Source organism: Streptomyces griseosporeus (assembly GCF_014656055.1).
GTDB classification, from domain to species: Bacteria; Actinomycetota; Actinomycetes; order Streptomycetales; family Streptomycetaceae; genus Streptomyces; species Streptomyces griseosporeus.
In genome coordinates, this window is record NZ_BNBR01000001.1 from 557,143 (window position 1) to 580,068 (window position 22,926).

Annotated in this window: 22 protein-coding genes; 13 read left to right on the top strand and 9 right to left on the bottom strand. The window is 73.8% G+C overall.

Going from position 1 to position 22,926, the window contains the following annotated elements:
* The first annotated feature begins 236 nt into the window (after positions 1–236).
* The 3 genes from IE308_RS02490 (at position 237) to IE308_RS02500 (ending at position 5,583) form a co-directional block, all read left to right on the top strand.
* Positions 237–3,023, top strand: a complete 2,787-nt coding sequence (locus tag IE308_RS02490; RefSeq protein WP_190216389.1) for a SpoIIE family protein phosphatase — start codon at positions 237–239, stop codon at positions 3,021–3,023.
* 144 nt (positions 3,024–3,167) lie between these two features.
* The gene (locus IE308_RS02495; protein WP_190216390.1) at positions 3,168–4,532 is read left to right on the top strand and encodes an FAD-dependent oxidoreductase; all 1,365 of its coding nucleotides are present in this window, start codon (positions 3,168–3,170) and stop codon (positions 4,530–4,532) included.
* Positions 4,533–4,617: 85 nt separating this feature from the next.
* A complete protein-coding gene (locus IE308_RS02500; protein WP_190216391.1) occupies positions 4,618–5,583 on the top strand; it encodes a DUF1152 domain-containing protein in 966 nt (321 codons plus the stop codon).
* 5 nt (positions 5,584–5,588) lie between these two features.
* Here the strand turns inward: IE308_RS02500 and IE308_RS02505 are convergent, their stop codons facing one another.
* On the bottom strand, positions 5,589–6,578 hold the full coding sequence (locus IE308_RS02505; RefSeq protein ID WP_190216392.1) for a hypothetical protein: 990 nt from the start codon (positions 6,576–6,578) through the stop codon (positions 5,589–5,591).
* On the bottom strand, positions 6,575–6,919 hold the full coding sequence (locus IE308_RS02510) for a PadR family transcriptional regulator (protein ID WP_110634818.1): 345 nt from the start codon (positions 6,917–6,919) through the stop codon (positions 6,575–6,577). Before IE308_RS02510 ends, IE308_RS02505 begins: the two co-directional genes overlap by 4 nt.
* Before the next feature lie 200 nt (positions 6,920–7,119).
* On the opposite strand from IE308_RS02510, the gene IE308_RS36740 reads away from it, so the two are divergent.
* Positions 7,120–7,659, top strand: coding sequence for a hypothetical protein (locus IE308_RS36740; RefSeq protein ID WP_229908674.1), 540 nt, complete (start codon positions 7,120–7,122; stop codon positions 7,657–7,659).
* Between the two features lie 340 nt (positions 7,660–7,999).
* The gene (locus tag IE308_RS02520; RefSeq protein WP_190216393.1) at positions 8,000–9,142 is read left to right on the top strand and encodes a hypothetical protein; all 1,143 of its coding nucleotides are present in this window, start codon (positions 8,000–8,002) and stop codon (positions 9,140–9,142) included.
* A 30-nt stretch (positions 9,143–9,172) separates the two neighbouring features.
* Here the strand turns inward: IE308_RS02520 and IE308_RS02525 are convergent, their stop codons facing one another.
* Positions 9,173–9,862, bottom strand: a complete 690-nt coding sequence (locus tag IE308_RS02525; RefSeq protein ID WP_190216394.1) for a maleylpyruvate isomerase N-terminal domain-containing protein — start codon at positions 9,860–9,862, stop codon at positions 9,173–9,175.
* 155 nt (positions 9,863–10,017) lie between these two features.
* Here IE308_RS02525 and IE308_RS02530 point away from each other — a divergent pair, with 155 nt between their 5' ends.
* Genes IE308_RS02530 through IE308_RS02540 form a run of 3 tightly spaced genes read left to right on the top strand, consistent with a single transcriptional unit; the run spans position 10,018 to position 13,704 of the window.
* The gene (locus IE308_RS02530) at positions 10,018–10,578 is read left to right on the top strand and encodes a 2Fe-2S iron-sulfur cluster-binding protein (RefSeq protein WP_190216395.1); all 561 of its coding nucleotides are present in this window, start codon (positions 10,018–10,020) and stop codon (positions 10,576–10,578) included.
* Positions 10,575–11,570: an FAD binding domain-containing protein gene (locus IE308_RS02535; protein WP_110634807.1), complete on the top strand. Its 996-nt coding sequence runs from the start codon at positions 10,575–10,577 to the stop codon at positions 11,568–11,570. Before IE308_RS02530 ends, IE308_RS02535 begins: the two co-directional genes overlap by 4 nt.
* A gap of 22 nt (positions 11,571–11,592) precedes the next feature.
* Positions 11,593–13,704 (top strand): xanthine dehydrogenase family protein molybdopterin-binding subunit, encoded by a 2,112-nt coding sequence (locus tag IE308_RS02540; RefSeq protein ID WP_190216396.1) that lies wholly within the window; start codon positions 11,593–11,595, stop codon positions 13,702–13,704.
* Between the two features lie 73 nt (positions 13,705–13,777).
* Here the strand turns inward: IE308_RS02540 and IE308_RS02545 are convergent, their stop codons facing one another.
* Positions 13,778–15,058, bottom strand: coding sequence for a hypothetical protein (locus IE308_RS02545; protein WP_190216397.1), 1,281 nt, complete (start codon positions 15,056–15,058; stop codon positions 13,778–13,780).
* 672 nt (positions 15,059–15,730) lie between these two features.
* Between IE308_RS02545 and tgmA the strand changes: the two genes are divergently transcribed.
* A complete protein-coding gene (tgmA, locus tag IE308_RS02550; RefSeq protein WP_110634798.1) occupies positions 15,731–15,922 on the top strand; it encodes a putative ATP-grasp-modified RiPP in 192 nt (63 codons plus the stop codon).
* A 17-nt stretch (positions 15,923–15,939) separates the two neighbouring features.
* Entirely contained in the window at positions 15,940–16,926 is a 987-nt protein-coding gene (gene tgmB / locus IE308_RS02555; RefSeq protein ID WP_110634795.1) for an ATP-grasp ribosomal peptide maturase, read from the top strand.
* A gap of 12 nt (positions 16,927–16,938) precedes the next feature.
* Here the strand turns inward: tgmB and IE308_RS02560 are convergent, their stop codons facing one another.
* A complete protein-coding gene (locus tag IE308_RS02560; protein WP_110634792.1) occupies positions 16,939–17,154 on the bottom strand; it encodes a hypothetical protein in 216 nt (71 codons plus the stop codon).
* A 146-nt stretch (positions 17,155–17,300) separates the two neighbouring features.
* Positions 17,301–17,558, bottom strand: a complete 258-nt coding sequence (locus tag IE308_RS02565; RefSeq protein WP_190216398.1) for a DUF5133 domain-containing protein — start codon at positions 17,556–17,558, stop codon at positions 17,301–17,303.
* A 250-nt stretch (positions 17,559–17,808) separates the two neighbouring features.
* Here IE308_RS02565 and IE308_RS02570 point away from each other — a divergent pair, with 250 nt between their 5' ends.
* On the top strand, positions 17,809–18,150 hold the full coding sequence (locus IE308_RS02570) for a hypothetical protein (protein ID WP_190216399.1): 342 nt from the start codon (positions 17,809–17,811) through the stop codon (positions 18,148–18,150).
* 32 nt (positions 18,151–18,182) lie between these two features.
* Here the strand turns inward: IE308_RS02570 and IE308_RS02575 are convergent, their stop codons facing one another.
* Complete coding sequence (locus IE308_RS02575) at positions 18,183–19,952, bottom strand: ABC transporter ATP-binding protein (RefSeq protein WP_190216400.1); 1,770 nt, start codon at positions 19,950–19,952, stop codon at positions 18,183–18,185.
* Positions 19,953–20,075: 123 nt separating this feature from the next.
* The gene (locus tag IE308_RS02580) at positions 20,076–20,630 is read right to left on the bottom strand and encodes a hypothetical protein (protein ID WP_190216401.1); all 555 of its coding nucleotides are present in this window, start codon (positions 20,628–20,630) and stop codon (positions 20,076–20,078) included.
* Positions 20,631–20,757: 127 nt separating this feature from the next.
* Here IE308_RS02580 and IE308_RS02585 point away from each other — a divergent pair, with 127 nt between their 5' ends.
* Together IE308_RS02585 and IE308_RS02590 are read left to right on the top strand one after the other, a co-directional pair.
* Entirely contained in the window at positions 20,758–20,988 is a 231-nt protein-coding gene (locus IE308_RS02585; protein WP_110634777.1) for a DUF397 domain-containing protein, read from the top strand.
* A 144-nt stretch (positions 20,989–21,132) separates the two neighbouring features.
* The gene (locus tag IE308_RS02590; protein ID WP_110634774.1) at positions 21,133–22,053 is read left to right on the top strand and encodes a helix-turn-helix domain-containing protein; all 921 of its coding nucleotides are present in this window, start codon (positions 21,133–21,135) and stop codon (positions 22,051–22,053) included.
* Positions 22,054–22,075: 22 nt separating this feature from the next.
* On the opposite strand, the gene IE308_RS02595 is transcribed toward IE308_RS02590, so the two are convergent.
* Positions 22,076–22,894 carry an SAM-dependent methyltransferase gene (locus IE308_RS02595; protein ID WP_190216402.1) on the bottom strand — a complete coding sequence of 273 codons (819 nt, stop codon included), beginning with the start codon at positions 22,892–22,894 and terminating at the stop codon, positions 22,076–22,078.
* Positions 22,895–22,926 lie beyond the last annotated feature (32 nt).

A 22,926-nucleotide genomic window follows, 5' to 3' on the forward strand; every position in this document is an offset into this window, starting at 1 on the left:
CGCACTGCCTCCGCCGGTCGGCCGGCTCCCGTGCTCACCCCGCCCTCCGCACCGCCTCCGCCGGTCGGCCGGCTCCCGTGCCACCCCGCCCTCCGGACCCCCTCCACCACGGCCCCCCACCGCCGCCCCGCACGCCCTCCACCCTTGCCCCGTACGGCCCCCGCCCCGCTCGGGCGGGGTCTCCTCCGGATGTGACGCCCCTCGCCTCACACGGCGCGGCAGTGTAGACATGGCACATGGTCCGACTTCTCGGTCGCTCCGGGACCCGGTCGCCCCGTCCCGGCGGCATGCGCTCCGCGCCCGCCTCCGACCGTGTCCGTCAGACCTCCACGGGACGGAAGCCCGCCCCGGCCGGGGACCGGGCGCGGGACGGCGGGGGCAGGAACCGGTGGGGGGCCGGGCTGCGGGCGGCTCTGGCCGGACGCAGCCTGGCCGGACAGGTGTTCGTCTTCCAGGTGGTCATCGTCCTGCTGCTGGTGCTGGCCGCCGTGGTGGCGCTGGTGCTGCAGTCGCGCGCCGACACCACGCGCGAGGCCCGCAACCGTTCGCTCGCCGTGGCCCAGACCTTCGCCAACTCCCCCGGCATCGTCGAGGCGCTGCGCAGCCCGCACCCCACCGCCGTGCTCCAGCCGCGCGCGGAGGCGGCGCGGAAGGCGACCCACGTCGACTTCATCGTGGTCACGAACACCGAGGGCATCCGCTACACGCACCCCAAGCCGGACCGGATCGGCAAGAAGTTCGTCGGCACCATCGCGCCCGCGGTGGCCGGCGGGACGGTCGTGGAGGAGGTCGACGGCACGATCGGCCGGCTGGTGCAGGCGGTGGTGCCGGTCAAGGCGCCCGACGGGACCGTGGTGGGTCTGGTGTCGTCCGGGATCACCACGCGGCACGTGGGCGGCGCCGCGGACCGGCAGCTGCCGCTGGTGCTGGCCGCCGCGGGCGTGGCGATGGCCCTGGCCACGGCCGGCACCGCGCTGGTCAGCAGACGGCTGCTGCGCCAGACGCACGGGCTGGGCCCGCGCGAGATGACCCGCATGTACGAGCATCACGACGCCGTCCTGCACTCGGTGCGGGAGGGCGTGATCATCGTCGGCGCGGAGGGCGAGCTGCTGCTCGCCAACGACGAGGCGCACCGGCTGCTGCACCTGCCGGCGGACGCCGAGCGGCGCCCCGTGCTCGACCTGGGGCTCGATCCGGACACCGCCGAGCTGCTCGCCTCCGGCCGGATGGCCACGGACGAGGTGCACCTGGTGGGCGACCGGCTGCTGGCGATCAACCAGCGGCCGACCGACCTGGAGGGCGGCCCGTCCGGCAGCGTGGCCACGCTGCGCGACTCCACCGAGCTGCGCGCCCTGTCGGGCCGCGCGGAGGAGGCCCGGGAGCGGCTGCATCTGCTGTACGACGCCGGTGTGGCCGTCGGGACGGGCCTGGACGTGGGCCGCACGGCGGAGGAGCTGGCCGAGCTGGCGGTACCGCGGTTCGCGGACTTCGCCACCGTCGACCTCTTCGACGCGGTGCTCGCCGGGGAGGAGCCGGAGCCGGGCGGCACCCTGCGCCGTACGGCGCTCAGCGGGATCCGCAAGGACGCGCCGCTGTACCCGGTGAGCGAGCAGCTGCGGTTCGTGGACTCCTCGCCGCAGGGGCGCGCCCTGCGCACGGGGCAGGCCGTCGCCGAGCCGCGGCTCGCGGAGGCGGCGGGCTGGCAGGCGCAGGACGCGGAACGCTCGGCGCAGGTCGTGGAGTTCGGCATCCACTCGCTGATCGCGGTGCCGGTGCGGGCGGGCGCGCTGATCCTCGGCGTGGTCACCTTCTGGCGCTCCGAGCGGCCGGTGCCGTTCGACGCCGACGAGGTGGCGCTGGCCGAGGAGCTGGTGGCGCGGGCCGCGGTCTCCATCGACAACGCCCGCCGCTACACGCGCGAGCACGGTCTGGCGGTGACGCTGCAGCGCAGTCTGCTGCCGCGCAGCCTGCCCGCGCAGAACGCCCTGGACATCGCCTACCGCTATCTGCCCGCGCAGGCCGGGGTGGGCGGCGACTGGTTCGACGTACTGCCGCTGTCCGGGGCGCGGGTGGCGCTGGTGGTGGGCGACGTGGTCGGGCACGGGCTGCACGCGGCGGCCACGATGGGCCGGCTGCGGACGGCCGTGCACAACTTCTCGGCGCTCGATCCGGCGCCGGACGAACTGCTGGCGCTGCTGGACGAGATGGTGGGGCGGATCGACCAGGACGAGGCGGCGGACGGCGGCACCGCGCCGGTCAGCGGGGCGACCTGCCTGTACGCGGTGTACGACCCGGTGACGCGGCGCTGCACGATGGCCCGCGCGGGTCATCCGCCGCCCGCGGTGGTGGCGCCGGACGGCACCGTGGAGTTCCCGGACGTGGCGTCCGGGCCGCCTCTCGGCGTGGGCGGGCTGCCGTTCGAGACGGCCGAGCTGGAGCTGGCGGAGGGCAGCCGGCTGGTGCTGTACACCGACGGTCTGGTGGAGGACCGGGAGCGGGACATCGACTCCGGGCTCGATCTGCTGCGCGACGCGCTGGCCGGGGCGGGCTCCTCCCCGGAGGAGACGTGCCGGGCGGCGCTCGACGCGCTGCTGCCGGCCCGGCCCGGCGACGACATCGCCCTGCTGGTGGCGCGGACCCGGGCGCTGGGCGCGGACCGGGTCGCCGAGCGGGAGGTGCCGCTGGACCCGGCGGCGGTGCGGGAGGTGCGCGCGCTGGTCGGGCGGCAGCTGGCCGCGTGGGACCTGGAGGAGCTGGCGTTCACCACGGAGCTGATCCTGAGCGAGCTGGTGACCAACGCGATCCGCTACGGCAGCGCCCCGGTGCGGGTACGACTGCTGCTCGACCGGACGCTGATCTGCGAGGTGTCCGACGGCAGCAGCACCTCGCCGCACCTGCGGTACGCGGCGGCGTCGGACGAGGGCGGCCGGGGCCTGTTCCTGGTGGCGCAGCTCGCCGAGCGGTGGGGGACGCGGTACACCCCCACCGGGAAGATCATCTGGGCGGAGCAGGCACTGCCGTAGGCGCCCGCGCACCTCCAACCGGGCCTTTGATCCCTCATAAGCGGCCCTTATGACGTCATAGACCGGACCCCCGTACCGGGTTAGGTTTGCCTTAGTTTAGGCTTCCCGACGAGTCGATCCACTGCCGCTCGAAGGGAACTGATCATGCCCCGCCCCCTGCGGGTAGCCATTGTCGGAGCCGGCCCCGCCGGGATCTACGCCGCCGACGCGCTGCTCAAGTCCGACGTGGCCGCCGACCCCGGTGTCTCCGTCGACCTCTTCGAGCGCATGCCGGCGCCGTTCGGACTGATCCGTTACGGCGTCGCCCCCGACCACCCCCGGATCAAGGGCATCGTCACCGCCCTGCACCAGGTGCTGGACAAGCCGCAGGTCCGCCTCTTCGGCAACGTGAACTACGGCACCGACGTCCACCTGGACGACCTGCGGGCCTTCTACGACGCCGTGATCTTCTCGACCGGCGCCATGGCCGACCGCGAGCTGCGCATCCCCGGCGTCGACCTGGACGGCTCCTACGGCGCCGCCGACTTCGCCTCCTGGTACGACGGCCACCCGGACGTGCCGCGCACCTGGCCGCTGCACGCGGAGAAGGTCGCCGTCCTCGGCGTCGGCAACGTGGCCCTGGACATCTCCCGGATCCTCGCCAAGACGGCCGACGAGCTGCTGCCGACGGAGATCCCGCCGAACGTCTACGAGGGCCTCAAGGCCAACCGGGCCAAGGAGATCCACGTCTTCGGCCGCCGCGGCCCGGCGCAGGCGAAGTTCAGCCCGATGGAGCTGCGGGAGCTGGACCACTCCCCCAGCATCGAGGTGATCGTCAACCCCGAGGACATCGACTACGACGAGGGCTCGATCGCCGAGCGCCGGGGCAACAAGCAGACCGACATGGTCGCCAAGACCCTGGAGAACTGGGCGATCCGCGACGTCGGCGACCGCCCGCACCGGATCCACCTGCACTTCTTCGAATCTCCGGTGGAGATCCTCGGCGAGGACGGCAAGGTCGTGGGCCTGCGCACCGAGCGCACGGAGCTGGACGGCACCGGCAACGTGAAGGGCACCGGCACGTACACGGACTGGGAGGTCGACGCGGTCTACCGGGCGGTCGGCTACCTCTCCGACAAGCTGCCCAAGCTGCCCTGGGACCTCGAGTCGGGCACGGTCCCGGACGAGGGCGGCCGGGTCATCGAGGAGGGCGGCGACCACCTGCAGTCCGTCTACGTCACCGGCTGGATCCGGCGCGGCCCGGTCGGCCTGATCGGCCACACCAAGGGCGACGCCAACGAGACTGTGGCCAACCTGCTGGACGACTTCGCCCACGAGCGGCTGCACACGCCGGTCTCGCCCGGCCCGGAGGCGGTCGACGCCTTCCTCGCCGAGCGGGGCGTCCGCTTCACCACCTGGGAGGGCTGGTACAAGCTGGACGCCGCCGAGCGCGCCCTGGGCGAGCCGCAGGGCCGTGAGCGTGTGAAGATCGTCGAGCGCGAGGACATGCTCCGCGAGAGCGGGGCGTAACTCCCCGGCACCACAAGGGCGTCGGGCCCCCGACCAGACCGGGGGCCCGGCGCGCCGGCGTCCGCGCGGTTGTTACCGTCCCCGGGTGTTCACCCTTCACGAGCCTCCCTTCTTCACCCGGCTGCGGGACGCCCGCAGCGTCCTCGTCGCCGGCGCCGGCGGCGGTTTCGACGTCTACGCGGGGCTGCCGCTCGCGCTGGCCCTGCGGTCGGCCGGGAAGGAGGTCCACCTGGCCAGCCTGTCCTTCGCGGACCTGCACGGGCTGGGCCTGGACCACTGGGTGGCCCCGGACGTGGCGGCCGTCGGACCCGAGACTCCGTTGCGCGGGGACTACTTCCCCGAACGGACGCTGGCGGCATGGCTGGACGGACAGGGCCTGCCCGCGACGGTGTACGCCTTCCCCCGCACCGGCGTGGCCCCGCTGCGGCACGCGTACCGGGCGCTCGTCGGGCGCCTGGGCGGGGTGGACGCCGTCGTCCTGGTCGACGGCGGGACCGACATCCTCCTGCGCGGCGACGAGCACGGGCTCGGCACCCCGGAGGAGGACATGGCCAGCCTGGCCGCGGTGGACGCCCTGGCGGAGATCCCCCGGCGGCTCGTCGCCTGCCTCGGCTTCGGCGTGGACGCCTACCACGGTGTGAACCACGCGCACGTGCTGGAGAACCTGGCGGCGCTGGACCGCGAGGGCGGCTACCTCGGGGCGTTCTCGCTGCCCCGCGACAGCGCCGAGGGCGCCCGCTACCTGGACGCGGTGGCCCACGCCCAGGAGCACACCCCGCACCACCCGAGCATCGTCAACGGCTCGGTCGCCGCCGCCGTACGCGGCGAGTTCGGCGACGTGCGCTTCACCGACCGCACCAAGGGCAGCGAACTGTTCGTCAACCCGCTGATGACCCTGTACTTCTGCGTGGACGCCCCGACCCTGGCCCGCCGCAACCTCTACCTGCACCGACTCGCCGACACGGTGCTGATGCGTCAGATCAGCACCCGTATCGCGGAGTTCCGCGAGGAGATCACCCGCCCCCGGCAGCCCCGCGTCTTCCCGCACTGACGCGGTCAGCGGGCGGCGAGATCCCGCCCGCCGACGACGGCCAGGGCCACGGTCAGCAGCGCGACGGCCACCGCCTGCCCGACGAAGCCGGCGACCACCACACCGGGGACGGACACGTCCAGCCAGGGAACGAGGGCGGCGACCCGCAACGCCAGCACGAGCAGGCCGAGAAAGGCCAGCGCGAGCGTGCCCGCGCCGCCCTGACCGGACGACCGGGCACGCCACAGCAGCCAGCCGAGGGCGCAGGCGAGGAACCCGGTGGCCGGCGCCCACACCGCGTCGGCCGACGTCGGCACCAGCACGACGGACGCCCCCATCACCACACAGCAGGCCAGATGCCAGAGCCCGGGCGTACCGGCCGGGAGGACGACAGCCGGCGCGTCACGGTGGAAGGCCGCGCACACACCGAACGCGGAGAGCCAGGCCAGCACCAGCGAGGCGGTGGCGTACGCCGGATCGGGCGGAACGGCGTCCGTCACCAGCGGCGCCACAACAGGCCACAGGGTCGGCAGAGCAGCCACCAGAACACAGACCCGCGCGAGGCCACGCCGCTCACGGAACAGGGCGAACCAGCCCCCCGTCCACAACAGGGGCAGCACCCACTGGGCGACGGCAACGCCCCCCAGCCCCGCACCGCGCCCGGTGAACCCGCTCAGGAACATGTCCCACCCGTGGGTCCCCGCCCAGGTCACCTCCAAGGCACGGTCGACGACCGCGGCGGCGGCCTGGAGCAGCACGGCGAAGAGCGCGAAATGGCGTACGGCGGCACCGAGCAGGGCGTAGCGGCGAGGGGCTCCGGCGGCGCCCAGCCGGGTGCGCACGGCAAGGGCGGCGATGCTCGCGACCTCACCGACCGTAGGCCGCGACTGGTCCTGCGTGTCGCGGTCGACGTCCCAGAGGTAGACCTCGACCATCTCCTCCTCGCGCTCGCGGCGGTAGTAGGCGGGGAGGAGCCGCAGCACGGCGCGGTAGCGGGATTCGAGCAGGGTCGTCATGCGAGGCCTCCGGCGAGTCCGGGTCCCGGGGCGTGCCGCCCCTCGGCGAGACGCCGCCGGGCCGCGTCGGCTCCGGCGGCCATGCGCTGCGCCTCGGCGCCCAGCGCGCGGACACCCTCGTCGGTGAGGCGGTAATAGCGCCGCAGCCGCCCCTGCTGGACCTCCTCACGGTCCAGCGCGATCAGTCCGTCGGCGGTGAGCCGGTCGAGCACCCCGTACAGCGTGCCGACACGCAACTGCACCTCGCCGTCCGACAGTTCCTCTATCTCGCGCAGGATGCCGTAACCGTGCCGGGGCTGATCGGCCAGAGCCGTCAGTACGAAGAACGCGGCCTGGGTCATGCTCCTCGATGCCATGCAGCCAGGATATATCGGCTGCCGATATATGCACACCGCCGCCCGGGGGAAGCCACGCGCGCGGAGACGGATTGCATCGCCAGGTCACGGGCATGCTGTGAACGGGCTCACTCCCGGTGGACGGCTGCTCCCCCTCGGTGACCGCCCCCCGTCTCCCGCACCGCTTCCCGAAGGACGTGTCGCTCTTGGCTCTCACGTACCCTCACGCACCGTCGGCCCGCCGTCCCGGCCGCTCCTGGACCATCCGGGTGGTCGGCCACCGCGACCGCACGGCCTCCGTCACCTGCTCCTCCGCCTGCGCCATGCCGCCGCGCTCCCGCGACGTGGCCGCGCTGCGACGGTTCGCCGAGGCCCATGCCGCCGCCCACGCCAAGGCGGCGGCGGTACGACCGGACGCCGCCTGCTGGTGCCGGCAGCAGCGGTGCGCCGCACACGAGGGCACGCGGGTGGCCTGCGCCGGCCAGGTCCTCCTCGTCCTGCGGCACGATCCCGCGGTCGGCCAGGTCTGGACCCTCTGCGAGGTGTGCTCCGCGTGCGCCCCGCTGATGACCCACGCGCGGGTGGTGGCCCGCGCCGCACCCCCCGAACGCACCCGGGTACCGGAACAACCGGGCCCCCGTCACACCGCCCCGGGCCCCCTGGTCCCGGGCGGCTTCAGCGCACCCCCGCCCGGGGACACCCCACCGGACCCACCCCGCCGCCGACGCCGGGGCGGACACCGCTGACCGGCACCGAAACGGACAGGACCCGCCCCGATGCGGATGGTGGACGGGCCCTGTCCGCCCGGACGATTCTCGACGGCCACCGGGCCCGGAACCACGTGTGAACCGACCGAGCTGTTGTGCGCGCCCCACACCCCGTGCGCGGCTCCGAGCCACCGACGGGCCGCAGCCGCGCACGGCGGGAAGGGGCCGCCCAGGCATCCAAGGGCGCGGGGAACTGCGCGAGCAACCCCCACCACCCCGCAGGCGAAATCCGCACCCCGGCCCCCCGTGACCAAGTAGAACCCACCCCCACCCATACTGGCTGGAGCACGCCGCCCGCCCCCGCCTCACGAATGGACCCATGCCCAGCACCCCCGCCGACCGGTCCGCCACCCCTCCCACCGTCTGGACGGCCCGAGGCCGTCACCTCGGCTACGCCGCCGCGGGCGTCGTCCGCAAACACCTCCAGCTGCTCAAGGACGACGGCACACTGCAGGACTTCCTGGAGCTGCCGGAGGACGAGGCCCCACCGGGCCGCCGGGCGTTCGAGGCCCGCTGGCGCCTGGAGGACGAGGTGACCGTCCGGGCCACGCTGACCGTGGCCGAGGGGGCCGACCGCGGACAGGAGTGGACGCTCCTCGCGGAGGCCGACCGGCCCTGGGACCTCGCCTGGCCCGCCCCCTCGGCCATGTTCTGGCCGCACGACCCGGACGGCACCTGGCCCCACGAGTCGGCCGGCGGCCCGCGCCACCTGCACGCCAACGCGCTGCCCGAGGACGACAAGGTGATGCGCCGGATCCTGCGCGACGCCATGCGCGACACCTGGGACGTCCATGTGGTCGTGCACGAGGCGATGACCCCCGACGCGCGCGGCCAGGCACCACTGACGCCGTATCTCCCGCCCGGCCTCCACCACCGCGTGATCGAGCACCGCGCCGCCCCGCACCAGCTGCGCGCCGTCAACTGGGCGCTGCGCGAGTTCGGCGTCGAGGTGCCGCGGGGCGGAGCCCTGGTGCTGCCGGGCACCCCGGCGCCGCAGGGCATGGAGACCCACGAGCTGTCGGTGCGCACCGTCTTCCTCGACGGCTCGGAGCCTCTCGAACTCGTCGGCACGGTGACACGTTTCGCCGCGCTGTCCAGGCCCCTGCCCGAGGGCGCCGAGGAACTGCTGACGGCCGTACGGGAGCACTGGCACCTGTTCACCCTGGAGGAGGAGCTGGAGCGGGAGCGCAGGCTCGTGGCGATGTACGCCGAGGCGCTGGAGGCGATGACCAGGTCCCGGGACCTGTACCGGGAGGCGGCCGAGCGGGCCCACGAGGCGCTCGCGGCCTACCAGGAGTCGGCCGGAGCCGTGATCCCCGCGCAGCAGCAGCCGTCCGGGCGGTTGGGCGGCTCGCCGTTCCAGCAGCTGACCCGCACGCTGGAACGGCTGAAGGACTCGGCGAAGGCCCTGCGCCCACCGACCGCACCACCCCGCGACACGGACGAGAGAACGAAGTCATAGCCCCGAAGCCCCGGACAGAGACGCGAGGTCTCAGCAGAAGAGCGGAAACCGCCCGGCGTCCGAGCCCAGCACCCGCCGCTCCTCCTCGGTGAGCGCCGCGCGCCCCGTCGCGGCACGCGCGTACTCCGCGTCGCTCCACGGCACAGGCACCGGCCGCCCCAGCAGGCCGTCGAGAGTGCCGCGCACCGCCGCCAGCCCGGCGGACGACGGCGGCTCGGCGCCGGGCAGTGCCACGACCAGGTCGAGGTGGTGGACGGTCGCCTCGACGGCGAGGGTCGTGATCAGGTCGCCCGCGGTGAGCACGTGCCCCTGGGTGGCCACGAGGCGACCGGGGTCGGTGGCGGCGGAGGCGTGCACGGCGGCCGCGGCGGTCTCCAGGTACAGGTCGCGCAGCTGCCCGAAGTCCAGGAACATGCTGGCGCCGACCCGCGCGAAGCGGCGGCCGTTGGCCGCGCCCACCGGGTCGCCGGGCCCCCAGTCCCGCCAGTAGGTGACGGCGTCGCGGTCGGCCGGGCCGGCGGCGGGCGTGTGCAGGGCGATCAGGGCGCGCCGGGCGTCGCCGAGCAGGTGGAACAGCAGATCCCTGACCGCCCAGCCGGTGCAGGCGGTGGGCAGCCAGGACTCCTCGTCGCCCAGTGGACGGACGACGTCGGCGAGGGAGCCGTAGGCGGCGCGCAGCGCGGGGACAGCGGCGTGGGGGACGTCTGTGTCGGCAGCCATGCACCGAGCCTAGAAAACGGCACCGCACGGTCAGAAGACGGCACCGCACGGTCACCCCCGTTTTCTCCCGCCCCGGCACGTGTCAGCCGCCGCAGCGTGGATACGCGGTCCGAACAGCACGACGGACCCCCGTCCCCCGGAAGGGCAGCCACGACATGACCGGTCAGCACACCCCGGCCGGCGCCACCGCCTCCCACGCCACCGCCTCCGACGTCACGCTTCGCGTGAACGGCAAGCCGTACACGCTCACCGTGGACCACCGGCGCACCCTGCTGGACCTGCTGCGCGAGGATCTCGACCTGCCCGGCGCGAAGAAGGGCTGCGACCACGGCCAGTGCGGCGCCTGCACGGTGCTGCTGGGCGGCCGGCGCGTCAACAGCTGTCTGCTGCTGGCCGTGTCCCTGGACGGCTGCGACGTCACGACCGTCGAGGGCCTGTCCGGCGACGGGGAGGAGTTGCATCCCCTGCAACGGGCGTTCCAGGAACGGGACGCCTTCCAGTGCGGTTACTGCACGCCGGGTCAGATCTGCTCCGCCCTGGGCATGCTGGCCGAGGCGGCCGCGGGGCATCCGTCCCACGTCACCGATCCGGCGGCGCCCGCCGACCGCCCGGTGCGCCTGGACCGGCCGGAGATCCGCGAGCGGCTCAGCGGCAACCTGTGCCGCTGCGGGGCCTATCCACGCATCGTCGAGGCGGTGGAGGACGTGATCCCGTGAAGCCCTTCGCCTACGTACGGCCGGGCAGTGTCGCGGAGGCCGCCGAGGCGTTCGCCGCCCGGCCCGGCGCCCGCTATCTGGGCGGCGGCACCAACCTGGTCGACCTGATGAAGCTGGGCGTGGAGGAGCCGGGCGCGCTGGTCGATCTCACGCGGCTGCCGCTGGACGCGGTGGAGGAGGTGCCGGGCGGCGCGCTGCGCGTCGGGGCGCTGGTCCGCAACAGCGACCTGGCCGCGCACCCCCTCGTGCGGGAGCGTTATCCCGCGCTGTCGCAGGCGCTCCTCGCGGGCGCCTCGGGCCAGCTGCGCAACGCCGCCACCACGGGCGGCAACCTCCTCCAGCGCACGCGCTGCCCGTACTTCCAGGACGTGTCGAAACCGTGCAACAAGCGCACGCCCGGCAGCGGGTGCGGCGCGCTGGAGGGTGTGAACCGCGACCACGCCGTCCTCGGCTGGTCCGAGCAGTGCGTCGCCACGCACCCGTCGGACATGGCGGTGGCGCTGGCCGCGCTCGACGCACGGGTCGAGCTGTACGGCGCCTCGGGGGTGCGGACCGTCGAGGCGGCGGAGTTCCACCGGCTGCCCGGGGAACAGCCGCAGCGGGACACCGTGCTGCGCCCCGGCGAGCTGATCACCGGGGTGCTGCTGCCGGCCGCGACGGCGGGGCTTCCCTCGCGGTACCGCAAGGCCCGGGACCGGGCGTCGTACGCGTTCGCGCTGGCGTCCGTCGCCGCCGTACTCCAGGTGACCGACGGTGTGGTGGAGCACGCGGGGATCGCCTTCGGGGCGCTCGCGCACCGGCCGTGGCGGGCCCGCCGGGCCGAGGAGGCGCTGCTGGGCGCGGCTCCGACCGCGGCGGCGTTCGAGCGGGCCGTCGACCTGGAGCTGTCGGCCGCGCGCCCGCTGCGGGACAACGCGTACAAGGTGCCGCTGGCCCGCGCGCTCGCCCTCGACGTCCTGACGCGACTGGCACCGCCCGCAGCCACCGCCTGACCGGCACCAGCCAGGAGGACCCATGGCCGACACCACCACCGCTCCGCCCTCCGCCCCCGAACGCCGTGAAGGCCCCCTGAAGGTCACCGGTTCCGCCCGCTACGCCGCCGAGCACCCCTCCCCCGGGCGGCTGTTCGCCCGGCCGGTGCCGGCGACGGTGGCCCGCGGCCGGGTGACCGGGGTCGACGTACGGGCCGCGCTGGAGACGCCCGGCGTGGTCACGGTGCTGACGCACGAGAACGCGCCCCGGCTCGGCGAGGGTGACGACCCGACGCTCGCCGTGCTGCAGGACGACCGGGTGCCGCACCGCGGCTGGTTCGTCGCCCTGGTCGTGGCCGAGACCCCGGAGGCGGCCCGGGCGGGCGCCGCCGCCGTCCGGGTGGACTGCGCCGAGGAGCCGCACGATGTGATCCTCATCCCCGGCCATCCGTCGGCGTACGTCCCGGAGGAGGCCAACGCCGGCCACCCGGGGCTGCGCCGGCACGGCGATCCGGACCGGGCGCTGACGTCCGCCGCGGTCGCGGTCGACGTCCGTTACCGGGTGCCGCCGCTGCACAACCACCCGATGGAACCGCACGCCAGCAGCGCGCACTGGGACGGGGAGCGGCTGACGGTGCACACCTCCAGCCAGGGCACGACGGTCGTACGGGCCGTGCTGGCCGGGCTGTTCGGGCTGCCGCGGGAGCGGATCAGCGTGCTCGCGGAGCACGTGGGCGGCGGCTTCGGCTCGAAGGGGACGCCCCGCCCGGACGTCGTGCTCGCCACGATGGCCAGTGTGGTGACGCGGCGTCCGGTCACGGTGGTGCTGCCGCGTCGCTTCCTGCCGCAGGTGGTCGGGCACCGGGCGCCCACCCTGCACCGGGTACGGCTCGGAGCCGGCCGGGACGGGCGGCTGACCGGCCTGGTGCACGAGGTCGCCACGCACACCTCGCGCGTCAAGGAGTTCGTCGAGCAGGCGGCCGTACCGTCGCGCGTCATGTACGCCGCCCCGAACAGCCTCACCGTTCACCGGGTGGTGCCGCTGGACGTGCCCACCCCGTCGTGGATGCGCGCGCCCGGGGAGGCGCCGGGCATGTACGCGCTGGAGTCGGCGATGGACGAGCTGGCCGGGGCGCTCGGCATGGACCCGGTGGAGCTGCGGATCGTCAACGAGCCGCGGACGGAACCGGACAGCGGCAGGCCGTTCAGCAGCCGGCACCTCGTGGACTGCCTGCGCGAGGGGGCCCGCCGCTTCGGCTGGGACGGCCGCGACCCGCGCCCGCGGTCCCGCGCCGAGGGACCGCTGCTGATCGGGACGGGCGTGGCGGCGGCGACGTATCCCGTCCTCGTCCAGCCGTCGACGGCGGTCGCCCACGCACTGCCCGACGGCACGTTCCTCGTCGAGATCAACGCCACGGACATCGGCACGGGCGCGCGTACCGTGCTGGCCGGGATCGCCGCGGACGCCCTGGGCGTGCCCCCGGAGCGGGTGCGGGCCGAGGTGGGGCGCAGCGATCTGCCGCCGGCGTCCCTGGCGGGCGGCTCGTCCGGGACGGCGTCCTGGGGGTGGGCGGTGCACGAGGCGTGCGTGGGGCTGGCCGGCCGGCTGTCCGGGCACGCCGGCCCGCTGCCGGCGGAGGGTCTGACGGCGCGTTCCGACACGAGGGGGAAGGCCGACGCGGAGAGCCCGTACGCGCGGCACGCCTTCGGCGCCGTCTTCGCGGAGGTCGCCGTCGACACGGTCACCGGGGAGATCCGGGTACGGCGGCTGCTGGGCGTCTACGCGGCCGGGCGCATCCTCAACGCCCGTACCGCCCGGTCCCAGTTCACCGGGGGCCTGACGATGGGTCTGGGCATGGCGCTCACCGAGGGCAGCACGGTGGACGCGGCCTTCGGCGACTTCGCCGAGCGCGATCTCGCCGCCTACCACGTGCCCGTGCACGCCGACGTCCCCGACATCGAGGCGCACTGGATCGAGGAGGACGACCCCCACCTCAACCCGATGGGCAGCAAGGGCATCGGCGAGATCGGCATCGTCGGCACGCCCGCCGCCCTCGGCAACGCCGTCCACCACGCCACCGGCGTCCGCTTCCGCGAACTGCCGCTCACGCCGGACCGGGTGCTGCGGGGGCTGACGGAGGCGGGCGCGCACTGAGCGGTCCCAGCGCACGCCCGCAGGACACCGACGTCCTGGGGCGCGTCCGCAAAGTCCCGTCTGCCGCCCGCCGCTAGGTCGGCGTCACTTCCACCCTCCGGTCCGCCGGGGCCCGTACGAGCAGCGCCGCCAGGGCCGCCACCGCGGCGACCACGGCGGCCGGGCCGGCCAGCCACGAGGGGGCGAGGGTCAGTTCGAGCGACCGCACCAGTCCCGGTGACCCGAAGCGCTCGGCGGCCACCTGGGCGCCGGCCAGGGCCGCCGGCACGACGACGGCCGCGCACAGCAGGACCCGGGAGGGCCGCACGGCCAGCAGCAGCGCGAGCACCAGGCAGACGCCGGACAGCGCCAGGGCCAGGGCGTACACCTTCGCCGGTGCGCCGTGGCGGTGCAGCGGGAAGTACGCCGCCCCGCACAGGGCGAGCAGTGCCGTGGCGAGCCAGGTGACCCACGGGGCGGGCCCGGCGGCCTTCGCGGCGGTCCGGGCGGCGGTCTCGGTGCCCGGCGCACGGCCCTTCGCGCGGCCCTTGCGACGGACCTTCAGGCCGGACCTGGTGCGGAACTGGGTGCCGGAGGTGGTGCCGGTGGGGCCCTGCGGCTCCTGCGGCTCCTCCGGCGCCTCTTCTGACGGCGTGACGTTCGTCACGTCACGTTCACGGGCGAGCAGCTCTATGAGGTGCGCGAGTTCCTCCACCGGCCGCCCCGTGGCCGCCGCCCGGACCGCCTCGTCGACGCGGCCCTGTTCCAGCGGCGGCCGGTGCAGCAGGCCCATCAGCCGGGTGACCTCCTCGACGGGGCGGGCCTCGGCCGCGGCGCGGATCATGCGGTCGGCGTCGTCGGCGTGGTGCGGCGGGCGGGACAGCAGGGCGGCCAGCCGGGACACGTCCTCCACGGGCCGCTCCGTGCCGACGGCACGCAGCATCTCGGCGGCCGTGCCGGCGCCGTCCTCGGACTGCTCCAGCAGGGTGATGAGCCGGGCGACGTCCTCCAGGGACCGCTCGGCGGCGGCCACCCGGAGCAGTCCGGCGACGGGGTCGGCGTAGCCGAGTTCGGCCTCGACGGCCTCCACGGCCTCCAGGGAACCCGCGAACTCGTCGGCCCCTGCGGGCTCGTAGGCCGCGGAGGACTCGTCCGCCCGGAGGTACCGGGCGGGATCACCGGCCTCGCCGAGAGGTCCTGGATCGCCGGGGTCACCGGGGGCACCAGGGGTACCGGCATCCGCCGGTGCTCCGGGTTCGGGCTCGGGCGCGCGGGCGAGGCCGGCCTCGGTTTCGGCGCGCACGCCGGGTGCGGGGGCCGGTCCGGCCCCGTTCACGACGGGCGTCGCGGCGCCGGGCGCCGCGACGGGCTGCACTGCGTCCCCGTAGGGCGGTGCGGTGCTCGCTCCGGCTTCGGCTTCGGTGAGCGTGGTTGACGGTCGGTCCGGTCCGGGCGGCGGTGAAGAGCGGGTGATCATGCTGAGCTCTCTCTGAGGGGTGCGGTCGCTCCTGCGCCCCGAGCTGCGACACGCGACTTGACCCTGCCCATTACTAGGGTCACCGCCGGGTGATCGCCACTCGGGCGGCGCACACGTGTGAGGACCGGGCCGAAACGGGAAAGCGTCCAACAGAAGCGGGGGAAGAACAGACGCGGCGCGGCGCACCGCGCAGGGGAGGATCCGTGGATTCGACCACCACGCTCGTCGCCGTGGCCGCGATCCGGGCAGCGGCCGTACCCACCCTGACCGCCGGCACCCGGCACGACGCCCGGAGAACGGGCCGGCGGCTCCCGCGACCTGTACATCCCGTGTCCGTCGACACCGAGGCAGCCCGCTGACGCCTCCCCGCAACTCCCCCGCACCACGCCCCTCGATCGTGCCGTGCCGCGACGGGCGACGAGGCCCGACTCCGCGCTGACTACGCAGAGTAAGGAAACCAATCACCCGTTCGATTCGTATAAGTGACTGGAGGTCGCAGGAACGCGCTGGGCCAAGCGGTGCCGTCCGGCGGCGCCGCTTGTTCGAGGCAGTACCGAAGAGGGAGAGACGATGCAACCGTTCGCGCTCAACTACGCACGCCCCGCGGCGGAGTTGGAATTCGCCACGCCCTACACCTACGACTCCGGACTGCAGCTGAACGTGCTCCTGGACGGCGGGATAGCGGCCCGTGACCACGCCCTGCTGAGAGAACTGGGGACCACCACCTCGACCGCGGGCTCGAAGACCCACTTCGACGACTGAACACGGAACCGACGACGATGACCGTGTTGATCCTGACCTCCGAAGAGGACGTCACGGCGGACATGGTGGTGGTCCACCTGAACGCCCTGGGCGTCCCGGTGGTCCGGTTCGATCCCGCCGACCTGACGAGCGGCGTCGCGCTCTCCGGCGAGTACGTCCATGGCGCCTTCCGCGGACATCTGTCGTCCGCGGGGCGCCTGGTGAGCCTGGACGGCCTGCGGTCCGTGTGGGTCCGCAGGCCCGGGGCGGCGGCCGCGCGGGCGGTCGTCCCCTCCGCGTGGCTGACCGAGGAGTCCCAACAGGCGTTGTACGGCATGCTGCGCGGGGTGCCGGCCCGTTGGATGAACCATCCGGACGCGGCCCGGCGCGCCCGGCACAAGCCCTGGCAGCTGCGGCTCGCCCAGCGCAGCGGACTGCCCGTGCCGGCCACGCTGATCACGACGTTCCCGCAGGCCGCGCGGGAGTTCGCGGCACGCTACCCGGACCTGGTGGTCAAGCCGGTGTCCGGGGCACACCCGCAGGACCCGCCGCGGGCGGTGCCGACCAGCCGGGTCGACCCGGACACGGACTTCACGGCGGTCGCCTACGGCCCGACGCTGCTGCAGCGCCGGGTCGCCAAGCGGGCCGACATCCGGCTGACGGCGGTGGGCGAGTCGCTGCTCGCGGCGCGCAAGCCGGCCGATCCGGACGCCGACCCGGACCATGTCGACGTACGCTTCGCGCCCTCCACGGGGCCGTGGCAGCCCGCGGAGGTGCCGCCGCGGATCGCCGACGCCGTCCGCGTCTATCTGCGCGAGGCCGAACTGGCGTACGGCGCCTTCGATTTCGCCGAGGACGCCGACGGGACCTGGTGGTTCCTGGAGTGCAACCAGTCGGGCCAGTTCGGCTTCGTGGAGGTGGACACGGGGCAGCCGATCTCCCGCGCGATCGCCGAGTGGCTGAGCCGGCCGCTGCCCGGTGAGCGGCAGCAGCCCCTCAACCGGACCGATTCCGTGCTGCCCTGACGGGCCGCCGGGTCACTGCGGCCGCGGGCCGGGCAGCAGCGCCGTGCGCTGCCACCCGGCACCGGGGTGCGCGCCGCGGCCGGAAGGGTCCGGGAAGCCGGGCGACTGGAGGGGACGCAGGACGAGTTCGAGCTCCCGGTGGACGCGCTCGGCCTCCCGGCGTACATCGGCGGGTACGTCGCCGCACTCCGCGATCAGTCGGTCGTAGATGGGGGAATCGTGGAACACCCGGCAACGCGCCTTTCATCTCATACGTCCATGTGCCCTGACACGGCTGCCGAGTCTAGGCGCCCGGCCACCCCCGGGTGCGCAAGAGGCCGGAGTGCGTGCGCCGCCGGAGGGAAGTGTGCCCGTGCCCCGACGGCGCGCAGGGGTCAGACGGCCAGCGACAGACCGGTCTCCCCCTCCTTCCCGGTCGTATCGGCCCTGCCGCGCCCCGCGTCCAGAAGCAGGGCGTCCGCCTTGGTGATGGCATCCTCCACGCTGGTGCAGCCCATCAGGACGCACAGGGTGTAGCTCACGTCCTCCAGTTCCCGGGCGGCCGTCGCCCTCTCCCTCTCCGCCTGAGCGATCTTCAGTGTGGCGTACCGCGTCAGCAGAATCCTGACGGTCTTCGGGTCCGGCACGAGCAACGGAGTTCCCCTCTCTGCATTTTTTGCTCCGTATGCCCGCACCAGGCCGGACTATGCACGCTTTTCGCGCGTCACCGCCGGAATTTTCACGTGAGCCGCCGGTCTGGACGGACAGTGCCGTCTTCGTCCCGGGATACGGACGGTCACCCTGATTCACCCGAACCGCCGTCACGGGGGCGCGGGCCGCTTCCCCCCGGCGCCGGACGCCGTTGGACACAGCAGTTGTCCCGGCTACGAACGGTGTCCATCCATGAGTTGGTCCAGCCGCTTCCTGACCGCCCTCTATGTCACCACCAGCGCCGGCCTGGCCTGGACGGCCGTACTGGAGTTCCGGTACGGCCCCGCCTGGGCCGGCTGCCTCTTCTGCGCGGCCTCTCTCGTACCGGTCATCGCGGTCGTGAGGGAAAGCGTGCTGTGCGATCTGCGCCGGGCCGCCCGCCTGAGCGCCGGCCCCCTGCCGCGGATCGCCGGCGCGGAGGCGGTGGTCCGCGCCGAACTGGAGGCCGCCTGCTGCGAGCGCTGGTGGACCAGCCTGGGCACGGACCACGACGCCGGCTGCCCGCACCGCTCGCGCCGCAGCAGCGCGGCCTGAGACACCGACGTACCGGCCCCACACGGGAGGGGTCAGGCCGCCTGACCCGCGTGCAGCGCGCTGTAGGCCCCGCCCCGGCGCAGGAGTTCGTCGTGCGTGCCCGTCTCCAGGATCCGGCCGTCGCCCATCACGGCGATGCGGTCCGCGCCGCGCACGGTGGACAGCCGGTGCGCCACCACGAACGTGGTGCGGCCCCGCAGCAGCCGTGCGAGCGCCTGCTGCACCAGAGCCTCGGAGCGGGTGTCGAGGGCCGAGGTGGCCTCGTCCAGGATGAGCACCTTCGGGTCGCGGATCAGGGCGCGGGCGATGGCGAGGCGCTGGCGCTGCCCGCCCGACAGCCGCGCCCCGTGCTCGCCGACGAGGGTGTCCAGGCCCTGGGGCAGCCGGTCGACGAACTCCAGCGCGTTGGCGTCGCGCAGCGCGGCGCGCACGCGCTCCTCGTCGGCCTCGTCCTCCATGCCGTAGGCGACGTTCTCCCGGACGGTGCCGTCGAAGAGGATCGACTCCTGCGGCACCACGGAGACGAACCGGCGGTAGGTGCGCAGGTCGAGGGTGCTCATGTCGGTGCCGTCCAGCAGCAGCCGGCCCGAGGTCGGCCGGATGAAGCCGATGACGAGGTTCAGCACGGTGGACTTGCCCGCGCCGGAGGCGCCGACGAGGGCGATCGTCTCGCCGGGCGCGACGGAGAGCGTGAAGCCCCGTACGGCGGCCCGGCCCGAGTCGTAGGCGTAGCCGACGCCGTCGAAGGCGACCGCCCCGCGCACAGCGGTGACCTCGGACTTGCCCTCGTTGTCCTCCAGTTCGGGCGCCTGGAGGACCTCGCCGACCGACCGGACGGACTCCAGGCCCTTGGTGATGACCGGGGCGAGTCCCGCAAGAGTGGTCGTGGAGTTGGTGAGGGTGGTGAGGAAGGCGCTGAGCATGACGACGTCGCCCGGGGTGACGCCCCAGACGCGGTAGTACGACACGAGGGCCGCGGCGGCGAGGACCAGCACGCCGACGACGTTGAGGACGACCCAGGCGAGCGAGCCGAACCGGCCGTTGACCAGGTCCAGGCGCATCCCCGAGGTGAGCAGCCGGCGCAGCGTGCGGTCCATGCGGTGCAGCGCCTTGCCCTCCAGGCCGTGGGCGCGGGTGACGGGGATGAGGCGGGTCATCTCCGTGACCCGGGAGGAGAGGGTCTCCACCTCGTGGCGGAAGTGCTCGTTGTGGGTGCGCAGCCGGGCCCTGAGACGGGCGACGAGGAGGGCGGCGGCGGGCACGACGACGAGGAAGACGGGGAGGAACTCCGGGGTGCGGACGGCGATGATGACGAGTCCGCCGATGAGGACGGTGGTCGCGCCGAGTCCGAGTTCGGCGGTCTGCTGGACCATCTGCTCCACGGTCTCCACGTCCCGGACCACCTTGGCCTGCAGCACACCGGCGCTGACCCGGGAGTGGTAGCCGATGGAGAGCTGCTGCATGCGGGTGCACAGGGCCGAGCGCAGGGTGGTGCCCATGCGGCGGACGCTGCCGTAGAGCAGGCGGACGTAGAGCACGTGCAGCGGGTAGTTGACGACCAGGATGAACAGGATGATCCCGGTGCTCGTCCAGATCCGGTCCACGGGCCCGCGCTGGACGACGGTGTCGATGATGGAGGCGGTGATCAGCGGAAGCAGCCAGATGGGGCTGTGCTTGACGGTGAAGACGACGACCGCGGCGGCGAGGCGCCGGCGGTCGGCGCGCAGCAGGTAGGCGAGGGTGCGGACGGGGTGTTCGTCCCGGTAGCGGTGGTCGAGCGGTCTTTCCAGTGACGACGCCATCGGCGTGGTCCTCCCAGGTGCCGAGTGAAGGGCAAGCGCTTTCCTTCCCCTGCGGCCCAGGAGTACACCAGCCCGCGTCCGCACCCCGGCGGCGTCCGCACGACGAGACGGCGGGCGGGGTGGCTAGGCGTCGAGCGTGCGGGCCAGTTCGGTGGTGGCGCGGGCGATCTCGGCGTCCTCGTCGGCGAGGAGCCGGCGCAGGTCGCCGCGGCGGGAGCGGACGGCCTGGCGGGCCGCGCGCTCCCAGGTGACGTGGTTCTCGCGGTGATTGAGGAGCTTGGGGTAGACCGCCGCGGTGCGCTCCCACTGCCGGGCGTCGGCGATGTTCTTCAGCAGCTGGATGATCTGCGCGCGGCAGCCGACGTGCGGCAGCTGGGCCAGCTCCCAGAGGAAGGGCACGGTGGCCGCGGTGGCCTGTTCGACCACGAAGCCGTACTGGCAGATGCGTTTCCGCACCTCGTCGAGGGCCGCCCGGGCGGTCTCGGGGTCGCCCCAGGCGATGCTCCTGAGCAGCCGTGGGATGGCCGCCGCCGAGCCGGTGGAGTCCTTGATGTCAGCCCAAGGGACCCGGTCGAGCGAGGCGAGGGCCGTGGTGCGGGCGGGGGCCGTGGGGGAAGTGCCGCGCCGCCCGTCGGTCCCGGTGACCGGCCGCGGCGCCTGAGACGCTGGTGAGGACACGGTTTTCTCCCTGATACGCAGTCAGGTACTGGCGCCCAAGCGGGGGTTGACGCCCGGGCTATTATCCACGCTGACAGTGCTCGCGTGCAATTGCACGAGAAATTGCGCGAACGGCGAGGAGAGTGCGGTGCCACCAGTACGCAACGGAGTGCGGGCCAGTTCGCTGGACGTCCGCTGGATCAAGAGCCGCTACAGCAACGCGGAGGGCAACTGCGTGGAGGTCGCCACGCTGCCCGGCGGCGGCGTCGCGCTGCGCAACTCGCGGGACCCCGACGGGCCCGCGCTCGTCTACACGCCGGCCGAGGTGTCGGCGTTCCTCGCCGGCGCGAAGGACGGGGAGTTCGACCACCTGCTGTGAGGCCGGGGGCCCGCTGGGGCACGGAGAGGGCGCGCGTGTACCGCGTGCGCCAACTCCCCTGACAGCAGGGCGGAGAAGAGGGGATCGGCCCGGCCGCCGTACGGTACTCTGACCTTCAGGTCTGCCGGTCAACTGGGAGTCAGGATGTCTGCCGAGTCACCCCGCACTTCCCGGCTGGAATCCTATCTGGACGGGACCGAGCCCGCCCCGACTCTGCTGAAGATGCTGGTCGGCGTCCAGCTCGCGGGTTTCCGCGAGGACGCGGGCCTGTCCCAGGACCAGGCGGCCCGCGAGGTCGGCTTCAGCGGGGCGAAGCTCTCCCGGATCGAGTCGGGCAAGGGCCGCCGCCCGCCGACCGAACAGGACGTCCGCGCGCTCCTTGACCTGTACGGCACGGGCGAGCACGAGGCCTCCGTGCTGCTGAGACTGCTCCAGCGGGCGGGTGAGCCGGGCTGGTGGCAGCGGTACGACAAGCGGCTGATGCCGGAGTGGTTCGAGCGGCTGGTCGGCCTGCAGGAAGCGGCCGCCACGATCCGGACCTTCGAGATCCAGTACGTCCCCGGCCTGCTGCAGACCCCCGCCTACGCCCGGGCCGTGGTGGAGCGCGGACTGCCGAACGCGACCTCGGGCGAGGTGCAGCGCCGGGTCGATCTGCGGACGCGGCGCGCGCAGTTGCTGCACCGGCCGGACGCGCCGCGGCTGTGGGCGGTCGTCGACGAGTCGGTGCTGCTGCGGGTGCTGGGCAGCAAGCAGGTCATGCGGGAACAGCTCGCGCACCTGATCGAGATGGCGCAGCGACCGCACATCACCGTGCAGGTGGTGCCGCTGGACGTCACCAACGCCTCGGCGCCGGCCATCCCGATCACCTATCTGCGCTTCGGCGGCCTGGACCTGCCGGACGTGGTGTATCTGGAGCACATCGGCAGCGCCAACTTCCTGGAGGACCGGGACGAGACGGAGCAGTACCGGCTCGCCCTGGACCGGCTGGCCGACGAGGCGCTGCAGCCGCGCGCGACGCTGAACCTGCTGCGCGAGACGATGGAGAGCCGCTACCCCGCCCCGTGACGGGAACGGCCCCGCGCCGCCGTCAGCGCAGGCGTCCGACGCCGCCGAACTCGATCCACTCCTGGGTGAGCTGACGGGGCGCCACCTCGCTGTCCGGACGCCAGGTGGAGACCTCGACCAGGCCGGGTTCGAGGATGTCCATGCCCTCGAACCACTCGGCGACGTCCTTCTCCTCGCGGACCCGGCCCCAGTGGCCCTGGGTGGCCTGGTCCATGAACTCGGTGACGAACCGCCGGACCTCGGGGTCGTCGCTGACGAGCTGGCACATCACCATCATGCTGCCCGGCACGAGCCGCTCGGTGACGCGGCGGATCACGGCGAGCGGGCCGTCGGTCTCGCTGTCGGGGATGCAGTGGAAGACCGAGTTGAACAGCACGGCGACCGGCTGGGAGAAGTCGATCAGCCGCCGGGTCTCGGCGTGTTCGAAGATGGTCCGGGTGTCCCGCAGGTCGGCGTGGATGACGGTGGTGCGCTCGTCCTGCTCCAGCAGGGCCCGGCCGTGGACCAGCACCATGGGGTCGTTGTCGACGTAGACGACGTGCGTGGTGGGGTCGACGCGCTGGGCGACCTGGTGCACGTTGTCCTGGGTGGGCAGGCCGGAGCCGTGGTCCAGGAACTGCCGGATGCCGTGCTCGGCGGCGAGCGTCTTCACCACGCGCTGCAGGAAGCGGCGGTTGTTCAGGGCGAGGGCCCGGGTGCTGGGGACGACCTTGTCGAGTTCCGCGCAGGCGGCGCGGTCGGCGGCGTAGTTGTCCTTGCCGCCGAGGTAGTGGTCGTACATCCGCGCGGCCGTCGGCACGCTCGCGTCGATCGTGGTGGACAGCTGCTCTTCGGTGGACATCGCTCCCCCAGCTCGGTGCCGCCAACTCCCTT